At 73.6% G+C, this 16,332-nt stretch carries 16 protein-coding genes and 1 tRNA gene; 5 read left to right on the plus strand and 12 right to left on the minus strand.

What is annotated here, in order from left to right; translation table 11 throughout:
* Positions 1–70: 70 nt before the first annotated feature.
* Genes ABD335_RS22730 through ABD335_RS22740 form a run of 3 tightly spaced genes read right to left on the minus strand, consistent with a single transcriptional unit; the run spans position 71 to position 3,450 of the window.
* The gene (locus ABD335_RS22730; RefSeq protein ID WP_344326553.1) at positions 71–958 is read right to left on the minus strand and encodes an SDR family oxidoreductase; all 888 of its coding nucleotides are present in this window, start codon (positions 956–958) and stop codon (positions 71–73) included.
* On the minus strand, positions 959–1,924 hold the full coding sequence (locus ABD335_RS22735; protein WP_344326555.1) for an alpha/beta fold hydrolase: 966 nt from the start codon (positions 1,922–1,924) through the stop codon (positions 959–961). It abuts the gene before it with no gap.
* Positions 1,921–3,450 carry a flavin-containing monooxygenase gene (locus ABD335_RS22740; RefSeq protein ID WP_344326557.1) on the minus strand — a complete coding sequence of 510 codons (1,530 nt, stop codon included), beginning with the start codon at positions 3,448–3,450 and terminating at the stop codon, positions 1,921–1,923. The genes ABD335_RS22735 and ABD335_RS22740 overlap by 4 nt, the downstream gene beginning before the upstream one ends.
* Positions 3,451–3,625: 175 nt before the next feature.
* Here ABD335_RS22740 and ABD335_RS22745 point away from each other — a divergent pair, with 175 nt between their 5' ends.
* Complete coding sequence (locus ABD335_RS22745) at positions 3,626–4,567, plus strand: MerR family transcriptional regulator (RefSeq protein WP_425583714.1); 942 nt, start codon at positions 3,626–3,628, stop codon at positions 4,565–4,567.
* Between the two features lie 83 nt (positions 4,568–4,650).
* Entirely contained in the window at positions 4,651–5,895 is a 1,245-nt protein-coding gene (locus tag ABD335_RS22750; RefSeq protein ID WP_344326560.1) for an FUSC family protein, read from the plus strand.
* On the opposite strand, the gene ABD335_RS22755 is transcribed toward ABD335_RS22750, so the two are convergent.
* The gene (locus tag ABD335_RS22755) at positions 5,883–6,680 is read right to left on the minus strand and encodes an exodeoxyribonuclease III (RefSeq protein ID WP_344326562.1); all 798 of its coding nucleotides are present in this window, start codon (positions 6,678–6,680) and stop codon (positions 5,883–5,885) included. The two genes, ABD335_RS22750 and ABD335_RS22755, sit on opposite strands and share 13 nt — an antisense overlap.
* Positions 6,681–6,702: 22 nt before the next feature.
* On the opposite strand from ABD335_RS22755, the gene ABD335_RS22760 reads away from it, so the two are divergent.
* From ABD335_RS22760 to ABD335_RS22770, 3 genes are all read left to right on the plus strand, one after another.
* Positions 6,703–7,182, plus strand: a complete 480-nt coding sequence (locus ABD335_RS22760) for a GNAT family N-acetyltransferase (protein ID WP_344326564.1) — start codon at positions 6,703–6,705, stop codon at positions 7,180–7,182.
* A gap of 196 nt (positions 7,183–7,378) precedes the next feature.
* Positions 7,379–8,311 (plus strand): arylamine N-acetyltransferase family protein, encoded by a 933-nt coding sequence (locus tag ABD335_RS22765; RefSeq protein ID WP_344326566.1) that lies wholly within the window; start codon positions 7,379–7,381, stop codon positions 8,309–8,311.
* A gap of 86 nt (positions 8,312–8,397) precedes the next feature.
* Positions 8,398–9,159: an SAM-dependent methyltransferase gene (locus ABD335_RS22770; protein WP_344326568.1), complete on the plus strand. Its 762-nt coding sequence runs from the start codon at positions 8,398–8,400 to the stop codon at positions 9,157–9,159.
* A gap of 117 nt (positions 9,160–9,276) precedes the next feature.
* Here ABD335_RS22770 and ABD335_RS22775 read toward each other — a convergent pair whose 3' ends face one another.
* The 8 genes from ABD335_RS22775 to sepX form a co-directional block, all read right to left on the minus strand.
* A complete protein-coding gene (locus ABD335_RS22775) occupies positions 9,277–10,542 on the minus strand; it encodes a cytochrome P450 family protein (protein WP_344326571.1) in 1,266 nt (421 codons plus the stop codon).
* Entirely contained in the window at positions 10,539–11,786 is a 1,248-nt protein-coding gene (locus tag ABD335_RS22780) for a cytochrome P450 (RefSeq protein WP_344326573.1), read from the minus strand. The genes ABD335_RS22775 and ABD335_RS22780 overlap by 4 nt, the downstream gene beginning before the upstream one ends.
* Positions 11,787–11,833: 47 nt before the next feature.
* Positions 11,834–12,442: a GTP-binding protein gene (locus tag ABD335_RS22785; protein WP_344326575.1), complete on the minus strand. Its 609-nt coding sequence runs from the start codon at positions 12,440–12,442 to the stop codon at positions 11,834–11,836.
* On the minus strand, positions 12,414–12,779 hold the full coding sequence (locus ABD335_RS22790) for a DUF742 domain-containing protein (RefSeq protein ID WP_344326577.1): 366 nt from the start codon (positions 12,777–12,779) through the stop codon (positions 12,414–12,416). The genes ABD335_RS22785 and ABD335_RS22790 overlap by 29 nt, the downstream gene beginning before the upstream one ends.
* Positions 12,776–13,174, minus strand: a complete 399-nt coding sequence (locus tag ABD335_RS22795) for a roadblock/LC7 domain-containing protein (RefSeq protein WP_344326579.1) — start codon at positions 13,172–13,174, stop codon at positions 12,776–12,778. The genes ABD335_RS22790 and ABD335_RS22795 overlap by 4 nt, the downstream gene beginning before the upstream one ends.
* 2 nt (positions 13,175–13,176) lie before the next feature.
* The gene (locus ABD335_RS22800; protein WP_344326581.1) at positions 13,177–14,550 is read right to left on the minus strand and encodes a sensor histidine kinase; all 1,374 of its coding nucleotides are present in this window, start codon (positions 14,548–14,550) and stop codon (positions 13,177–13,179) included.
* 434 nt (positions 14,551–14,984) lie between these two features.
* Positions 14,985–15,058: transfer RNA gene (locus ABD335_RS22805), tRNA-Ala, on the minus strand.
* A 92-nt stretch (positions 15,059–15,150) separates the two neighbouring features.
* Positions 15,151–16,209 carry a divisome protein SepX/GlpR gene (sepX, locus tag ABD335_RS22810; protein WP_344326584.1) on the minus strand — a complete coding sequence of 353 codons (1,059 nt, stop codon included), beginning with the start codon at positions 16,207–16,209 and terminating at the stop codon, positions 15,151–15,153.
* Positions 16,210–16,332: the final 123 nt, after the last annotated feature.

Here is a 16,332-nt window from a genome sequence, read left to right on the forward strand (position 1 = left end):
CCGGGCCCGGGGAGCGATCCGCTCCCCGGGCCCGGCCCGTCGTCGTACGACGAGGCGTACGGGGGCGCGCTCAGTCCCCGGAGCGCTCCCTCTCGTCCGCCGCGCCGCCCGCGCCCACCAGTCCGGGGCGGGCGGCGTCCGCGGCGGCCAGGCGGGGCGCGAAGCGCCGCATCTCGCGCTGCCCGACCCGGCCGATGATCCCGGGCAGGCAGCCGCGGACCGACTGCATGCCGCGCAGCCACCACTGCCCGTAGACGTGGAACGAGCGGCGCTCGATCCCCGCGACGATCCGGTCCACGGCCGGGCCCAGCGGATACGTCTTGTTGGCCGGCCAGGGCAGCCGCCCGCGCAGCTCGCGCAGCACCTCGTCCCGGTCGGCGCCGCGCACCATGTCGGTGTCGGTCCAGCTCAGGTAGCCGACGCCGACCCGCACCCCCTGGTAGCCGACCTCCGCGCGCAGGCTGTGCGCGAAGGCCTCCACCCCCGACTTGGAGGCGCAGTACGCGCTCATCATCGGGGCGGGGGTGATCGCCGCGAGCGAGGCGATCTGGAGCAGGTAGCCGCGCGACTCGATCAGGGCGGGCAGGAAGGCGCGGGCGGTGGTGGCGCTGCCGATCAGGTTGACCTCGATCACCCGGCGCCAGGAGACCTCGTCGGAGTCCGTGAACGGGCCGCCGGTGGCCACCCCGGCGTTGGCGACCACGACGTCCACCGATCCGAAGCGCTCCCGCACCTCCCGCGCGACCCGCGCCATCGCGGCGTGGTCGGTGACGTCGGCGTGCCAGTGCGCGGAGTCCGTCGGCAGCGTCGCGGCGACCTTCTTCAACTCCTCCGGCTCCAGGCCGACCAGCGCGAGCCGCGCGCCCTGTCCGGCGAGCTTGCGGGCGAGCAGCTCGCCCACGCCCCGGGCGGCACCCGTCACCACCACGACCTGGCCCTGGAGGCTCCTGCGTCCCATCTACGACATCTCCTTCTCGGCTGAGCGGGCGGGCAAGGGCGCGTCCGGTGCCGGACGGTCCGTCAGATGGTCGCGCACCAGCGCGGCCACGGCGTCGGCGACGGTCTTCGGCGCCTCGATGGGGGTCATGTGCCCGAGGCCCGGCAGCTCGGTCAGGCCGGTGCAGTTCGGCAGCGCCTCGGCCAGGCGGCGGGCGTGCACCGGCGGGGTGAGCCGGTCCTTCTCGCCGGCGATGACGGCGGTGGGCACGTCCAGGGCGGCGAGGTCGGCGTCCAGGTCCAGCACCGCCAGGACGCCCCGCGCCCAGGAGGCCCGGACCCTGCGCGGGCAGGCGTGGACGATGCGGGCGCACGCCTCCATCTGCTCCGGGCCGGCGGCGGGCCCCATCGTCGCGTACCGCAGGACGCGCATGCCCAGCGGTGTCACGGGGCCCAGCGGCAGGCTGGAGCCGAGGATCGCCTTCTGGACGCGGTAGCGCAGTCTCCCGGCCCTCAGCGGCGCGACCGTGGACTCGTGCAGCAGCCGGGAGCTGCCGGTGTTGCACAGCAGCGCGGCGGCGGCGCGTTCGCGCATCTGCGGGCGTCCGGCGGCGGCCATGATGGTCATGCCGCCCATGGAGTGGCCGGCGACGACCGCCCGGGACCCGGCGGCCTCCAGCACGGCGCACAGGTCGTCGGCGAGGGCGGTGGTGGTGTAGCCGCCGGGGCCGACGGCCGGGGAGCGGCCGTGGCCGCGCTGGTCGTAGACGATCACCCGGTGGTCGTCGGCCAGGTGCCGGACGACCGGGGCCCAGAAGGCCGTCGAGCAGGTCCAGCCGTGCGCCAGGACGACGGTGGGGCCGTCCTGGCGTCCGTGCTCCTCGACGTGGAGTTCCGAGCCGTCGGCGGAGACCACGGTGAACTCGCGGTGGGCGGGCGAGGGGGCGTACGGCCCCGAGGTGACGTGTCCGGGCCGGGGTGTTCTCATCGGGCCGCCCCCGCCGTGTCCGCGGCCTGCCGCCGCGTCCGGTCCGGTACGCGCAGCACCCGGTACTCGGCGAGGTCGACTCGTCTGGTCACCCTGCGGAACTCGCCGGTGGTGCCCGGCCAGACGGTGGTGTTGCGGCCGTTGGCGTCCAGGTACCAGCTCCGGCAGCCGCCGGTGGTCCACACGGTGCGCTTCATGCGCTCCTGGACGCGGTCGTTCCAGGCGCGGACGGCCTCGGGACGGGCGTCGAGCGCGGCCCGGCCGGCGCCGGCGGTGGTGAGCGTGTCGAGCTGCCTCAGGTAGTCGACCAGGTAGTTGAGCTGGGCCTCGATGATGAGGATCATCGAGCTGTTGCCGAGCCCGGTGTTGGGCCCGATGACCGTCATGAAGTTGGGGAAGCCCGCGGCGGTGGAGCCGCGCAGGGCCTCCATCCCGTCCTTCCACGCCTCCGCCAGCGTCGTGCCGTCGGCGCCCGTGATCCGCTGGGCGATGGGCATGTCGGTGACGTGGAAGCCGGTGCCGAAGATCACCGCGTCCACCTCGGCCTCGGTGCCGTCGGCGGCCACCAGGGTGTTGCCGCGGACCTCCTTCAGACCGGAGGCGACGACGTCCACGTTGGGCCGGACCAGGGCCGGATAGTAGGTGTTGGACAGCAGGATGCGCTTGCAGCCGATGCGGTAGTCCGGGGTGAGTTTGGCGCGCAGCACCGGGTCCTTGACGACCTTGGTCATGTGGTGCTTGGCGAGCTTCTCCACCAGGCCCAGCTGGGCGGGGTGCTTGGTGAAGGCGCCGACCTGGAACTCGCGGATGATCCAGAGCAGTTGACGGCGCAGGGCGCGCGTGGGGGGCACCGCGGCGTGCAGTCGGCGCTCGAACCGGCTGATCTCCCGGTCCATGCGCGGCATGACCCACGCCGGGGTGCGCTGGAAGACGGTGAGCTTCCCGACGACCGGCTGGATCTCCGGGATGATCTGGATGGCGGAGGCTCCGGTGCCGATCACGGCGACGCGCTTGCCGCGCAGGTCGTAGTCGTGGTCCCACTGCGCGGAGTGGAAGACCTTTCCGGTGAAGCCGTCCAGGCCGGGGATGTCGGGGATCATGGGGTCGGAGAGCGGGCCGGTGGCCGAGACGAGCATGTCGGCGGTGAGGGTGCCCGAGCGGGTCTCGACCTCCCAGCGCAGCTCCTCGGCGTCCCAACGGGCTTGGAGCACCTCGGAGTCGAACCGGATGTGGGGGCGCAGCCCGAACGTGTCGGCGACCCGCTCCAGGTAGGCGCGGATGTGCTCCTGCCCGGAGAAGTTCCGCGGCCAGTCGGGGTTGGGCGCGAAGGAGAACGAGTAGAGGTGGGAGGGCACGTCGCAGGCGCACCCCGGGTAGCTGTTGTCGCGCCAGGTGCCGCCCACGGAGTCGCGGCGCTCCAGCACCACGAAGTCCGTGATGCCCGCGCGGCGCAGTCGTACGGCGGCGCCCAGGCCGCCGAACCCCGATCCGATCACCGCCACCCGTACATGCTCGTGCTCGGCCATGCCGCCTCCCGACTTCCTGCGTCGCACTCACGGAACATGCCAGTAATCACTGGCATGGTGGGAGGGTAAGGCAGGAGCGTACTGATCGGTAGGGGTCGGGACGAGGAAAGTTACCGACGGTTGCACCCCGCTCCGGCGGCCCGGCGACCCACTCGTCCCGCATAGGCTTCCGAATGTGGCGGACCCAGGACGAGACGCAGCACGAGACCCCGGACGCGCTCCGGAACCGGACGCGCGGCCGGCGGACGGCACGGCACACCACGACGGAGAGCCCGCTCCCGTCGAGTACCGCACGGCCGAACTGGCCGAGGCGGCGGGCATCACCGTGCGCACCCTGCGCTTCTACCGCGAGCGCAAGCTCCTTCCGCCGCCGCGCCGCGAGGGCCGGGTCGCCTGGTACAACGAGCACCACCTCGCCCGGCTGCGGACGATCTCCGTGCTGCTGGCCCGCGGCCACACCCTCGGCGGCATCGCCGACCTGATCGACGCCTTCGAGAAGGGCCGGGACAGCGGGAGCGCCGCCGAACTCCTCGGCCTGGAGAGCACGTTGGCCTCCCCCTGGTCGGAGGAGACCCCCGTCCGCCTCACCCCCGAGGACCTGGCCGCGCACTTCCCCGACGAGGTCACCTCCGACAACCTCGCCACCGCCCTGGACCTGGGCTACATCGCCGTCGACGGCGACGAGGTGGTCCACGTCAGCCGCCGCCTGCTCGACGCGTCCACCGCGCTGGTGCGCGAGGGCATACCGCTCGCGGCGGTGCTGGAGGCCGGGCGCGTGGTGCGCGAACACGCCGACGCCGTCGCCGACCTGTTCACCCGTCTCGTCCGCGACCGGCTGTTCGCCGGCGTCGACGAGCTGTCCCCCGCCGACCTCCGGCGCCTCACCGAGATCATGGACCGGCTGCGCTCTCCGGCCAAGCAGGTCGTCGACGCCGAACTGGCCCTGGCCATGGACCGCCGGCTGCGCGCCGAGCTGGAGTCGTGGCCGCGCGCGCACGTCGACTCCGAGACCGAGCGGGACTCCGGGCGGGGGGCCGGCACGGCACCCGAGGCGTCCGGGGCGGAGTCCGGGACAGAATCCGGGACGGGCACCGACGCGGCGTCCGCCGACGCCTGAGCCCGCGCCGCCCGGGGCGAGGCGCCCCGTACGGGGCCCGTCCGCCACGCATGTCCGGCCGCCCACGTGGCAGGGGTACCTCCATGCTCCACATACGTTCCGTGCCCTCGCGTGCCCGGATCGCCTCGCCGTGGCAGGCCGTGCGGGCGGAGGCGTCCTGGATCGCCCGGTCCGCGCGCCGCGCCTGGCGGGAGCCGGGCCGCGAGCGCGACCTGGCCCTCCAGTCCGGCAAGGCCGCGCTCGCCGCCCTCCTCGCCTGGCTCGCCGCCTCCTGGCTGCTGCCCGACGCGTTCGCCCTGATGGCGCCGTGGGTGGCCGTGGTCCTGGTGCAGGCGACCGTCTACCGCTCGGTGCGGCAGGGGCTCCACCAGACGCTGGCGATCACCGCGGGCACCGCGCTCGCCGCGGCCCTGGTCATCCCCTTCGGCCACCCCGTGCTGATGATGGCCGTCGTCCTGCCCCTCGCCACCCTGATGAGCAACTGGCCGCGCTTCGGCGACCAGGGCGTCTACGCCTCCACGGCCGCCCTGTTCACCCTGGTCCCGGGCGAGACGACGCTCGACTCCGCCGTCTCCCGCGTCCTGGCGGCGCTGCTGGGCACGGCCGTCGGCATCGCCGTCAACGCGCTGATCCTGCCGCCCGTCTACCTGCGCAGCACCCACGAGGCGGTGGACGGCGTGGTCCGCGAGGCCCGGGAGGTCGTGGCGGAGATCGCCGACGGCCTGGACGAGCCCTGGGAGTACGACCGCGTCCGCGGCTGGTACGAGCGGGCCTACCGCCTCCCGAGGCTGATCCGCGGCGTGCACTCGGCGCTCGGCTGGAGCCGCGAGAGCCTGCGGCTCAACCCCGACCGCCGGCGCCGTGCCGAGTTGGCGCGGATGGACGCGGCGTACGCCGAGACCCTGTCCACCCTGGAGAACATCTCCAACCGCCTCATCGGACTGACCCGCACCCTGGTGGAGGCCGCCGCCGACGACGACGAGACCCCCCGCCCCAGCCACGCCGTCACCCGCCCCTACGCCGGCTTCCTCCGCCAGGTCGCCGACGCTCTGGACGCCTACGGCCGCGTGGTCGCCGACGGCGCCCCCGAGGCGGCCCGGAGGGAGCTGCGCGAGGCCGTCGACGCGGCCCGCGCCACGCAGGACCGGCTCCGCGCCGAACTCCCCCGGCACGCCGGCGCCGATCCGGGGCGCGTGGCGGTGTTCGGCACGCTCCTGGCCGAGGCGCGCCGCCTCACGAACTCCCTCCTGCCCGCCGACGGCGGGCGAAAGGGGGACGGGGGCGGGGGCGGGGACGGGGCCGCGCCCCGGAAGCGTCAGGGCCCGTAGACGACCGTGACGGGCGCGTGGTCGCTCCACCGCCCCGCGTGGTCCGCCGCGCGCTCCACGTACGCCTTCACCGCGCGGGCCGCCAGCGGTTCGGTGGCCACGTGGTAGTCGATGCGCCAGCCCGCGTCGTTGTCGAAGGCCCGGCCGCGGTAGGACCACCAGCTGTACGGCCCCTCCCGGTCCGGGTGGAGACGGCGGACGACGTCGGCGTAGCCCGCCTCGTCGAAGACGCGGCCGAGCCAGGCGCGCTCCTCGGGCAGGAAGCCGGAGTTCTTCCGGTTGGCCCGCCAGTTCTTCAGGTCCGCCTCTTGGTGGGCGATGTTCCAGTCGCCGCAGACCAGGACCTCGCGGCCACCGGCGGCGGCGCGTTCGCGCAGGGAGACGAGGTAGGGCAGGAAGGCCGCCATGAAGCGCTCCTTCTCCTCCTGCCGTTCGGTGCCCACCTCGCCCGAGGGGAGGTAGAGGCTGGCGACGGTCAGCCCCGGGAGGTCGACCTCCAGATAGCGGCCGGAGTCCGTGAACTCGGACACGCCGAAGCCCACCTGCACCCGCTCCGGCGCACGCCGGGTGAGCACCGCCACACCCGCGCGCCCCCGGGCCGAGGAGGGGGCGTACAGGGCGTGCCAGCCCTCCGGCTCGCGCACCTCGTCCGGGAGTTGATCCGGCTCGGCGCGCACCTCCTGGAGGCACACCACGTCCGCGTCGGTCGAGGCCAGCCACTCGGTGTAGCCCTTCCTCGCCGCCGCCCGCAGTCCGTTCACGTTGACCGTCGAGATCGTCAGCACCCGGGCACTTTACGATGCGGACATGCGCATCGTGCCCACCACCTTCGACCATCCCGACGTCGTGAAGCTCAACGACCTGGTGCAACAGGAGTACGCAGAGCGGTACGGAGGGGAAGGCGACGTCACCCCGCTGGACCCGGCGATGTTCCAGCCGCCGAACGGCCTGTTCCTGGTGGCGTACGACGAGCGGGACCGTCCCGTGGCCACCGGCGGCTGGCGGGCGATGGACGAGAACGAGGAGAACTACCGGGACGGCGACGCCGAGCTGAAGCGGATGTTCGTGATCCGCGAGGCCCGGCGGCAGGGGCTGTCCCGCCGCATCCTGGCCCTCCTGGAGGAGGACGCGCGGCAGGCGGGACGGATCCGGATGGTGCTGGAGACCGGCACCATGCAGCCGGAGGCGATGGCCCTCTACGAGTCGAGCGGCTACGCGCCGGCCGAGAAGTTCGGGGTCTACCGCGACGAGCCCAACAGCCGCTGCTACGCCAAGCCCCTGCGCTGACCCCGGTCCGGCCGGGTCGAGCGCACACGGGCCGGACTCCCGGCGCACGGACGTGAGCTCCGCGTCCACGGCGGCACCGTCCCGACCAGGGGAATCGCCTCCCTCCTCCGTCGACTCCCCTCTCCTTGACCTCAAGCCCACTTGAGGCCCTAGCGTCGGTTCCGCAGACCGGCCACCGTGAAGGGGAGGACGCATCATGACGGAACGCGGCGGCGAGACGGACCGCCGGTGGGAGGGCGACCTGCTGGACCTGGACGCCTACCTGGCCCGGATCGGCCACACCGGGGACCGCTCCCCCACCCTGGAGACCCTGCGCGCCCTGCACCGCGCGCACGTCCTGGCCGTTCCCTTCGAGAACCTGGAGATCGTCCTGGGACGGCCGGTCCCGATCGATCTCCCCGCCCTCCAGGACAAGCTCGTGCGCCGGGCCCGCGGCGGCTACTGCTTCGAGCACGCCCGGCTCTTCGCGGCCGCCCTGGAACGGCTGGGCTTCGGCGTCACCGGGCTGTCCTCCCGGGTCGGCATGGGCTCGGACCGCGTCCGGCCCGCCACGCACGCCGTGCTGCGGGTGGAGACCGCCGAGACGCCGGACACCGGACGGGTGTGGATCTGCGACATCGGCTTCGGCGCCGGCCCCCTGGAACCGATCGAGTTCGCCGACGGCGCCGGCACCGGCGACAGCGGCCGGTCCTTCCGCCTGGAGCGACACGTCCGCGCCCTCGGGGAGACCCTCGCCGCCGAGGAGTGGACGCTCCGCGAACGGCGCGCGGGCGGACACGGGGAAGGGGACGGGGACGGCTGGCTCGACCTGCACACCTTCACCCCGAACCCGCAGTACGTCGTGGACTGGACGGTGGGCAACCACTACGTCTCCACCCACCCCCGCTCGCCCTTCGTCCGGCGTCCGATCGCCCAGCGCACCGGCCCCGACGCCCACCACGCGCTGTACGGCACCACCTGGGTGACCACCGCCCGCGCCGACGGCTCGCGCCGGGTGCGGGAGTTGGAGCCGCACGAGGTGCCCAAGGTGCTGGAGGACGCCTTCGGCATCGTGCTGGACGCGGAGGACGGCGCGGCGCTCGTCACGGCCCTCGAACGCCTCCCCGCCGACCCCGCCCCGGAGGACTGACGCGGGGTGTGTCGCCGCACCCGGAAATGCCGCCGCACCCGGAAATTCGGTGTCCCCGTCACGCCCCGCGGAACTACCGTTCCCCGGTGACCACCGACACCGACCGGCCGCCCCGGCTCACCCGCCTCGTCTTCCACGGGCCTCTCTCCGAGGCGCGCGCCGACCGCATCGTGCGACGGCTCGTCCGCACCGGCCCCGCCACCGTCCTCGACATCGGCTGCGGGTGGGGCGAGTTGACGCTCCGCCTCCTGGCGGCGGCGCCCGGGGCCACGGCCGTCGGCCTCGACCTCGATGCCGACGACCTGGCCCGCGGACGCCGCGAGGCCGAGGCGCGCGGGCTCGCCGACCGGGTGGAGTTCGTCAAGGCGTCCGCGAAGGAGACCGCCCGCGGCCCGGCCGACCTCGTCCTGTGCGTCGGTTCCGGCCAGGCACTCGCTACCGCCGAGCCGCCCGGACACGCCGTCGGGGCCCTGCGGAAGCTGCGACGGCTGGTCGCGCCCGGGGGGCGCGTCCTGTTCGGCGAGGGCTTCTGGCAGCGCGCCCCCACCCCGGCCGAGCTCTCCGGCATGTGGCCGGGGGCGTCCGCCGCCGACCACCTCCACCTCGCGGACCTGGTGGACACCGCCGTCGCCGCCGGGTTCCGGCCGGAGTGGATCGAGACGGCGAACGAGGACGAGTGGGAGGAGTTCGAGTCGGGCTACCTGGCCGATGTGGAGGAGTGGCTCGCGGCCCACCCCGACCACCCCCTGGCGGCCGAGACCCGGGAGCGCGCGGACCGGCACCGCGCCGCCTGGATGACCTACCGGGGCGTGCTGGGCATGGCCTACCTCACGCTCGTCCCCGCCTGACGGCCGTTCCCGGACGGCGGGAGGACGGCTGAAGGACGGCTGAAGGACGGCGGGAAGCCCGCCCGGTCGTGCCGGTCGGGCGGGCCTCCTCCGAAGCGGGCGGGCGGCCCGGCCGCCTCAGGCCGCCGGCGTCCCCAGCCGCACCGGCAGCGTGCTCGCGCTGTTGGAGAACATCGACGGCACGGGCACGAGCTCCGCCGGGTCCGCGGCGAGGGAGAGCTCCGGGTAGCGGGCGAAGAGGGCCGGGAGCGCGATGCCCGCCTCCAGCCGGGCCAGGGGCGCGCCGAGGCAGGCGTGCGGGCCGTGCCCGAAGGCGAGGTGGCGCTTCTGGTCGCGGGTGATGTCGAAGACGTCGGCGTCCGGGCCGTGGTGGGTCTCGTCGCGTCCGACCGCGCTGTACGGGGCCATGATCGGCTCGCCCTTGGGGATGGTGACCCCGGCGATCTCGATGTCCTCCAGCGGGTAGCGGAACGGGAAGTTGCCGATGGGCGCGTCCCAGCGCAGGACCTCCTCGACGACCGCCGACCAGGTCGCCTCGTCGCCCTTCAGCGCCGTCTCCCGCTGCTCGGGGTGGGTGAGTAGGGCGCGGACGGCGTTGGCGATCAGGCTGAGCGTCGTCTCGTGCCCGGCGGTGAGCATCAGCAGCAGCGTGCCGACGAGTTCGTCCTCGCTCAGGGCGTCGGGGTCGGCCTCGCGCGCGGTGATCAGGGCGCTGGTGAGGTCGTCGCCGCGCTCGGTGCGGTGGAGCTCGACCACGCGGCCGAGGAGCCGGTAGATCGCGATCTGGTTCGCCCCCACCTCGGCGGGGGTGAGGTCGGAGCGGAAGATCTTGTCGACCATCTCGCGCAGCCCGGGCCGCTCGTGCTCGGGGACCCCGAACAGGTCGCTGATGACCTGCATGGGCACGGGGTAGGCGAAGTGGCGGCGCAGGTCGACGACGCCGTCGGCGTCCGCGTGGGAGGGCAGGGCGTCCAGGAGGTCGGTGACGATGCGCTCCACGTCGGGCCGCATGTCCTGGACGCGGCGGGGCGTGAAGGTCTGGCCGAGGAGTTTGCGCAGCCGGCGGTGCTCGGCGCCGTCGGCGGTGACCATGTTGGTGACCTTGACCATGCCGATCAGCGGCCAGTCGTCGGGTATCTCCCCGTTCCGGATGGCGTTCCAGTTGCGCCAGTCCTTGGAGACGCGGGAGTCGGCGACCAACTCGGCGACCAACTCGTGGCGGGTGACGCTGTAGGCGACGACGTCGCCCGGCAGGACGACGCGGACCACGGGGCCGGCCTCGCGGAGCCTGGCGGCCTCGCCGTGGTGGTCCCGGCCCTCGGGGTCGAGGGTGATCAGCGGCAGGTCCGCTGCCACCCCCGGCGCGTGCTGTTCGAGCGTCATGTGCGGCCTCCTCGGTGAGTGGGACGAACGGGAGCACGACGCCCGCCGGCGGCCCGGCCCCGACGCGGCAGGGCGCTGAAGGTCACCGGCAGGGCGGTGGGGCAGCGCGTCCACGGGGAGGGGTTCCAGGTCACCTCCTGCGGGTCGATCGTGAGCCGGAGACCCGGCAGCAGGTGCAGAGCCGTGTTGACCGCGGTGTGGGCGATCAGCCGGGACGGCACCCGGGCGGGGCACATGTGGGGGCCGGCCGAGTGAGCCATGTGCCCGCGGCTGCCCGGGGGCAGCCGGTCGAAGGGGATGAGGGAGGGGTCGCTGTTGGCGGCGGCCAGTCCGAGGACGAGGACGTCCCCCTTGCGGATGTGCTGCCCGCCCAGCTCGGTGTCGCGCAGGGCGTAGCGGGCGGGCATGTGGGTCATGGGGGGCTCGCGCCACAGCACGTCGTCCAGCGCGTCGTCCACGCCCAGGTCCCCGCCGCGCAGACGCGCCTCGAAGCCGGAGTCGGTGATCATCCGGTACAGGGTGTGGGCGATCCAGCTGGTGGTGGTCTCGTTCCCGGCGGAGATCATCACCACCATGGACTGCAGGACCTCGTCGTCGTCGCGGAGATTGGGGTGCCGCAGGAAGGCGGTGGTCAGGTCGTCCGCGGGCTCCCGTTTGCGGGCCTGGAGGGTGTCGAAGAGGATCTGCTCGAAACTCCGGTTGCCCGCCTGGGAGTCGTCCTGGCTGCCGAAGAGCGCGATCAGGGCACGGCGCAGTTCGTGGCCCTGCTCGGTGTCGAGGCCGAAGAGGTGGCCTATGGCCAGCATGGGGATGTAGGCGGCGTAGTCGGCCACCAGGTCGGCCGTCCCCGTCTCCGCGAACTCCTCGATCAGCTCGGTGCACATGCGCTCCACCTGGCGGCGGAGGGCGCGCTTGTCGATCCGGGCGATGCCGTCGTCCAGGGGCTTGCGCAGCCGACGGTGCTCGTGCTGGTCGGCGCCGATGACGTTGGGGCGGTAGGCCATCATCGGCAGCAGTCCGGAGTCCGGGGAGACGACGCCCTCGTTCAGGTCGCGCCAGTTGCGGGCGTCGCGGGAGTACAGCGGCTCCCGCTCGGTGATGACGCGGATCTCCTCGTAGCCCATGACCAGCCAGGCCGGCACTCCGGGTTCGAGCTCCACCGGCGCCACCGGGCCGTGCGCCTCGCGCAGTCGCGCGTAGATCGCGTGGGGGTCGCGGGACTGGGTGATGGCCGTCAGCGGCATGCGTCCGGAGGAGACCGGGCATGCGGGGGGCGGAGCGGCGGGCGAGGTCACGCTGGTGTCTCCTGGAGCGATCGGTTGCCGACATGGCTGACGAGTGCGATCAGGGCCTGCAGCGACGACTGGGGGTCGCGGGCGTCGCAGTGCACCACGGGGGTGGTCGGCAGCAGGTCCAGCGCCTCGCGGATGTCCTCGTCGCTGAACCGTCCGCTGTCGGGGAACTGGTTGACGGCCACGGCGAAGGGCAGTCCGCGCTCCTCCAGTTGGTCCAGCACCTCGAAGCTGTCGTCCAGGCGGCGGGTGTCGACCAGCACCAGCAGGCCGACCGCGCCGACGACCAGGCCCTCCCACAGGTCCCAGAAGCGGCGCTGCCCGGGGGCGCCGAACAGGTAGAGGACCAGCGTGTCGCTGAGGGTGATGCGACCGAAGTCCATCGCCACGGTGGTGGTGGTCTTCGACTCCAGGCCCCGCAGGTCGTCGATGCCCGCGCCGGCCTGGGTCATGACCTCCTCGGTGCGCAGCGGCTCGATCTCGCTGACCGAGCCGACCAGCGTCGTCTTCCCGACCCCGAACGGACCGACGACCAGGATCTTGGCGGACCGCTCGACGGTGGGGGGAAGGTACGCGGGTTCAGGCCGAGAGCTTTCTTCTGAGTCCATCCAGGACCTCCTGGAGCAGGGTGGTGTCGGGGCGGTCGGAGGCGAGCGGCGCGGAGGAGCAGACGGTCAGGTGGCCGGAGTCGATCAGGTCGCAGACCAGGACGGTGACGACGCTGACCGGTTCCTTCAGGTGAGCGGCGGCCTCGACCAGCGCCAGACGGTTCCGGCAGACGCTCAACAGCCGGCGGTGGTGCCTGCTGGCCGTGACGGGCAGGGGATCGGTGGTGTCGGTCGCCTCCAGCAGGGTCTCCACCGGCAGGCGTCTGGGCGGCTGCACCCGCCCGCGCGTGATGACGTAGGGGCGGACGGGGCCGCCCGGCCGATCCGCCGCCGTCATGTCGTACGGGTGCGGCGAGCCGGAGTGGCCTGGTGCTCGCCGAATCTCTTGACCTGGAGCACCATCTGCGAGCCGATCAGCGCCGGGTTGACGGTGTCCTCGGTGACGACGGCCAGGCGGGTGCCGTCCCCCGCGCTGCGCACGAAGAGGAACCCTCCCTCGAACTCGGTCATCTGCTGCACCAGGGCCTTGCCGCCGCGGCCGAAGGTCTTGGCGAGGCTGGTGCCCACGGACATCAGGCCCGAGGCGGCGGCCGCCAGCCGGTCGGCCGTGTCCTGGTCCAGCTCCTGCGAGCGGGTGCGCACGAGCCCGTCGGCGCTGAGAACCACCACGTGGCGGACGCCGGGGACTCCGACGACCTCACTGATCATCCAGTCGTTCTGCGGGGGATTCATCGTCAGTCTCTTTCGGACGGTTCGGTACCGGTTGCGGGGACGTCGCGGCCGGCGTTGATGAATCCGGCCAGGAAGGCACCGGCCTGGGCCGGATCGGTCTCCGGGATTTCGTGTCGGACGGCCGTCGGGGCGCCGTCGGGCGCCGTGGACGCGCGGCGGGAGCGGCGTTTGGGCAGGCCCGACGTGGCCTGCTGCGCCGTCCGGAGCGGCACGGGGCCGCTCGGCGCGGCGGGCTCGGGGGCTTCCGCGGACACGGCGGGCGTCTCCTCCCGTACGGGCGGCGCCGCGTCGGCGGGCTCGACCGGCTCCAGGATGTCGTGGGGCACCAGGACCACCACGCGCAGCCCTCCGTACGGGGACCGGTCGAGACCGACCTCGATGCCGAACTGGTGGGCGATGCGGCCGACCACGGCGAGTCCGGTCTGCGGGTCGTCCAGCTCCCGCAGGGTGATCACGCGCTCACCGCCGACGATCCGGCGGGCCTTCTCCAACTGGCTCTCGGTCATCCCCAGACCGCGGTCGTCGATCTGGATGACCACTCCCCGCTGGACCAGTTCCACCTGCACCCCGACGCTCGCCGGCGGCGGCGAGAAGGTGGTGGCGTTCGCCAGGAGTTCCGCGACGAGGTGGATCAGCCACTCGGCCGCGTAGGGGGACACGCCCATGTCCGGCTCGCCGCTGACCTCCACCCGGCGGAACTCGGTGATCCGGCCGGAGGCGGCGCGGACGACGTCCGTGAGCGGTACGGTCTGCCGCCACTGCTGTCCGGTCCACTCGCCGCACAGGATTCTCACGCCCTGGGCCAGGTGGGACAGGTGGGTCGCCTGGTGGTCGATGCGCATGCCCAGTTCGACCAGTGCCAGGTCGCGGCTCGCGACCAGCTCGGCGGCCTCCTTCTGGACGCGCAACGCCCCGCTCTGCAGCCGCTGTGCCAGGGTCTTCAGGGCGTGCTCGTAGGCGTCCTGGTGGTCCGCGGTCGTCTCGGCCACGTCCTGGAGCGCCTTCCTCAGGAACTCCTGGACCCGCTCGTCGACGCCCGGGTACTCCTGCGCCTCCGGCGGCTCCTGCCCGTCCAGCACCTCGCGGAGCCGGTCGCTCCACACGCTCAGCGCCTTGTCCATCGCGTCGGCCTGGCCCCGGGCCCAGTCCTGCCACCGGGCGTGGACGCCCTCGACCTCGGCGGCGTGCTCGGCCTTCGCCCTCTCCAGCTCGCGGACGGCCGCGGAGTGCCGCTGCCACAGCCGGCCCAGGCAGAGGACCAGCCCCACCGTGGCGAGGGACACCGCCCCGGCCGCCACCGGCGGCCACACCCGCCACGCCGCCACCTGGGCGGTGGCCACTCCGGTCGCCAGGGCCAGGGCCAGAAGCCACGTCATCCACTGCGGGTGCACCGCCGCGCGGGCAGGGGAAGGGGGACTCATACGCAGCCGCTTTCGCATGTCGGGTGTGGTGGCGGAAGGACGCGCCGCCTTTATGACTACCAGTCAAAAAGGTTTGTCCGTATGGGATTTGATCTTATCCAACCGGTCAGCGTGCTCGTCGAGGCCCAAAGTCCTCCTTCCGACGGACGCTCCGTCGGGCCCGCGCGGGGCGACACCACACGCGGGAGACCGCATTCGGGCGGCGGAAACGCCCGCGCGCCGCTCGTGGGACATCACGCCCCCCCTTCCGCGCCGGGCAGCCGACGGGGGCGTGTGGCGACAGACGCCGGGGGCGCCGCTGTCGCGGGGCGGGGAGCATCGCCGACGGTCTTCGGGCAGCACGACGAAGCCCCCTCCGGGAGTCCCGGAGGGGGCTTCGTCGTGCGATGTGGACCTGAGGGGATTTGAACCCCTGACCCCCTCGATGCGAACGAGGTGCGCTACCGGACTGCGCTACAGGCCCTTGCAACGGGTGAAACCCTAGCATCCCCAGCGGCGTGCGCGGAAATCCGTTCCGCGCTGGTCACCGTGGACGCCGCCCCGGTGTGGGGTGGGTCACTCGTTGGCGGCGCGGGGGCGGTCCTCGTCGGCGTACTGGTCGAACAGCGGCGTCTGCCTGCGCGGGGCCGAGGCCGGGGGCCGGTCCGCCGAGGGCTGCCCCGGGGCGGCGGCCGGGGCGGAGGAGGCCGTGGTGGAGCGGGCCGAGCTCCAGGTGTCCGGGGCGCCGAGGTCCACGCCGTGCGCGGTGCGCGGGGCGACCGGGGCGTTGACGTAGGTGGGCAGCGGCACGGGGGTGGGCTCCCAGCCGCCGTCCGCCGGGCCGGGGGCGCGCTCGCGGCGCTGGGAGTCCACCCATTCGGCGTGGTCGGTCTGCTCCACCAGGATCTGCCGTTCGGCGGCGGCCTCCGGGGAGGGCGCGACGGGCTCGGGGGCCGGTTCCGGAGCCGGCTCGGCGGGGACCGTCCGACGCTCGCGCAGCCGGCGGGCGGCGGCCTCGGCCCGGCGCTGGTCCATGACGAAGGCGAAGCGGCGGCGCTCCTGGGCGCGCATGTGGGCGATGTACGCGCTCAGCAGCCCGGCGGGGATCGCGGGGGCCCACAGGAAGGCGATGCCGCCGACCGCGGCGACGATCGCGCCGAGCGTGAAGGCGAGGAAGAGCACCATCGTGGTGCGCCGGCGCCGGGCGAGCAGCTTGGCCCGCCGGGTGCGTCCCGCCGTGCCGGTGTGGTCGGCGCGGACCGCGGTCGCCGGGCGGCGCACCTCGGTGGGGGCCTCGGAGCGCGCCATGGTCGCCGGTCCGGGGACCTCGTGCCGCTCGGTCACGGGGTTGGCGAGGGCCCGGACGTCCACGCCGTCCGCGGGCAGCCCTGTGACGTCCTCGTCGGTGGCCGCGAGGTCCGCCGGACCGTCCTCCTCGCGTTCGGCCGCCTCCCTGAGGTCCTTGGCGTACCGGCGCTCCATCCCCGCCCGGCCGGACAGCAGCCGGATGGCGGTGCTGAAACGCTCGGTGGGACGAGCCTCGTTGAGTTCGTCCTGCCGACGGAGCCACATCGGCACCAGGTAGGCGGCCCAGGCCCCGACGATGACTGCGTAGATGAGGCCGCTGCTGCTCACGTCTCACACGGTAGAGGGGTTTGCCGAGGCCCATACGCCAATTGGCGCGGTGTGTCGCACGATCTGGCTGATATCCCTACCGTTTTTTGTGATTGTTGCGCTCGGAGTTCGCGGATATGTCCG

It is taken from the genome of Streptomyces macrosporus, assembly GCF_039533145.1.
Lineage (GTDB): Bacteria > Actinomycetota > Actinomycetes > Streptomycetales > Streptomycetaceae > Streptomyces > Streptomyces macrosporus.

Excerpts from the sequence above, each read along its gene's own strand:
- ABD335_RS22730 (WP_344326553.1), bottom strand. The coding sequence starts at position 958 with ATGGGACGCAGGAGCCTCCAGGGCCAGGTCGTGGTGGTGACGGGTGCC.
- ABD335_RS22735 (WP_344326555.1), bottom strand. The coding sequence starts at position 1,924 with ATGAGAACACCCCGGCCCGGACACGTCACCTCGGGGCCGTACGCCCCC.
- ABD335_RS22740 (WP_344326557.1), bottom strand. The coding sequence starts at position 3,450 with ATGGCCGAGCACGAGCATGTACGGGTGGCGGTGATCGGATCGGGGTTC.
- ABD335_RS22750 (WP_344326560.1), top strand. The coding sequence starts at position 4,651 with ATGCTCCACATACGTTCCGTGCCCTCGCGTGCCCGGATCGCCTCGCCG.
- ABD335_RS22760 (WP_344326564.1), top strand. The coding sequence starts at position 6,703 with ATGCGCATCGTGCCCACCACCTTCGACCATCCCGACGTCGTGAAGCTC.
- ABD335_RS22765 (WP_344326566.1), top strand. The coding sequence starts at position 7,379 with ATGACGGAACGCGGCGGCGAGACGGACCGCCGGTGGGAGGGCGACCTG.
- ABD335_RS22775 (WP_344326571.1), bottom strand. The coding sequence starts at position 10,542 with ATGACGCTCGAACAGCACGCGCCGGGGGTGGCAGCGGACCTGCCGCTG.
- ABD335_RS22780 (WP_344326573.1), bottom strand. The coding sequence starts at position 11,786 with ATGCCGCTGACGGCCATCACCCAGTCCCGCGACCCCCACGCGATCTAC.
- ABD335_RS22785 (WP_344326575.1), bottom strand. The coding sequence starts at position 12,442 with ATGGACTCAGAAGAAAGCTCTCGGCCTGAACCCGCGTACCTTCCCCCC.
- ABD335_RS22790 (WP_344326577.1), bottom strand. The coding sequence starts at position 12,779 with ATGACGGCGGCGGATCGGCCGGGCGGCCCCGTCCGCCCCTACGTCATC.
- ABD335_RS22795 (WP_344326579.1), bottom strand. The coding sequence starts at position 13,174 with ATGAATCCCCCGCAGAACGACTGGATGATCAGTGAGGTCGTCGGAGTC.
- ABD335_RS22800 (WP_344326581.1), bottom strand. The coding sequence starts at position 14,550 with ATGACGTGGCTTCTGGCCCTGGCCCTGGCGACCGGAGTGGCCACCGCC.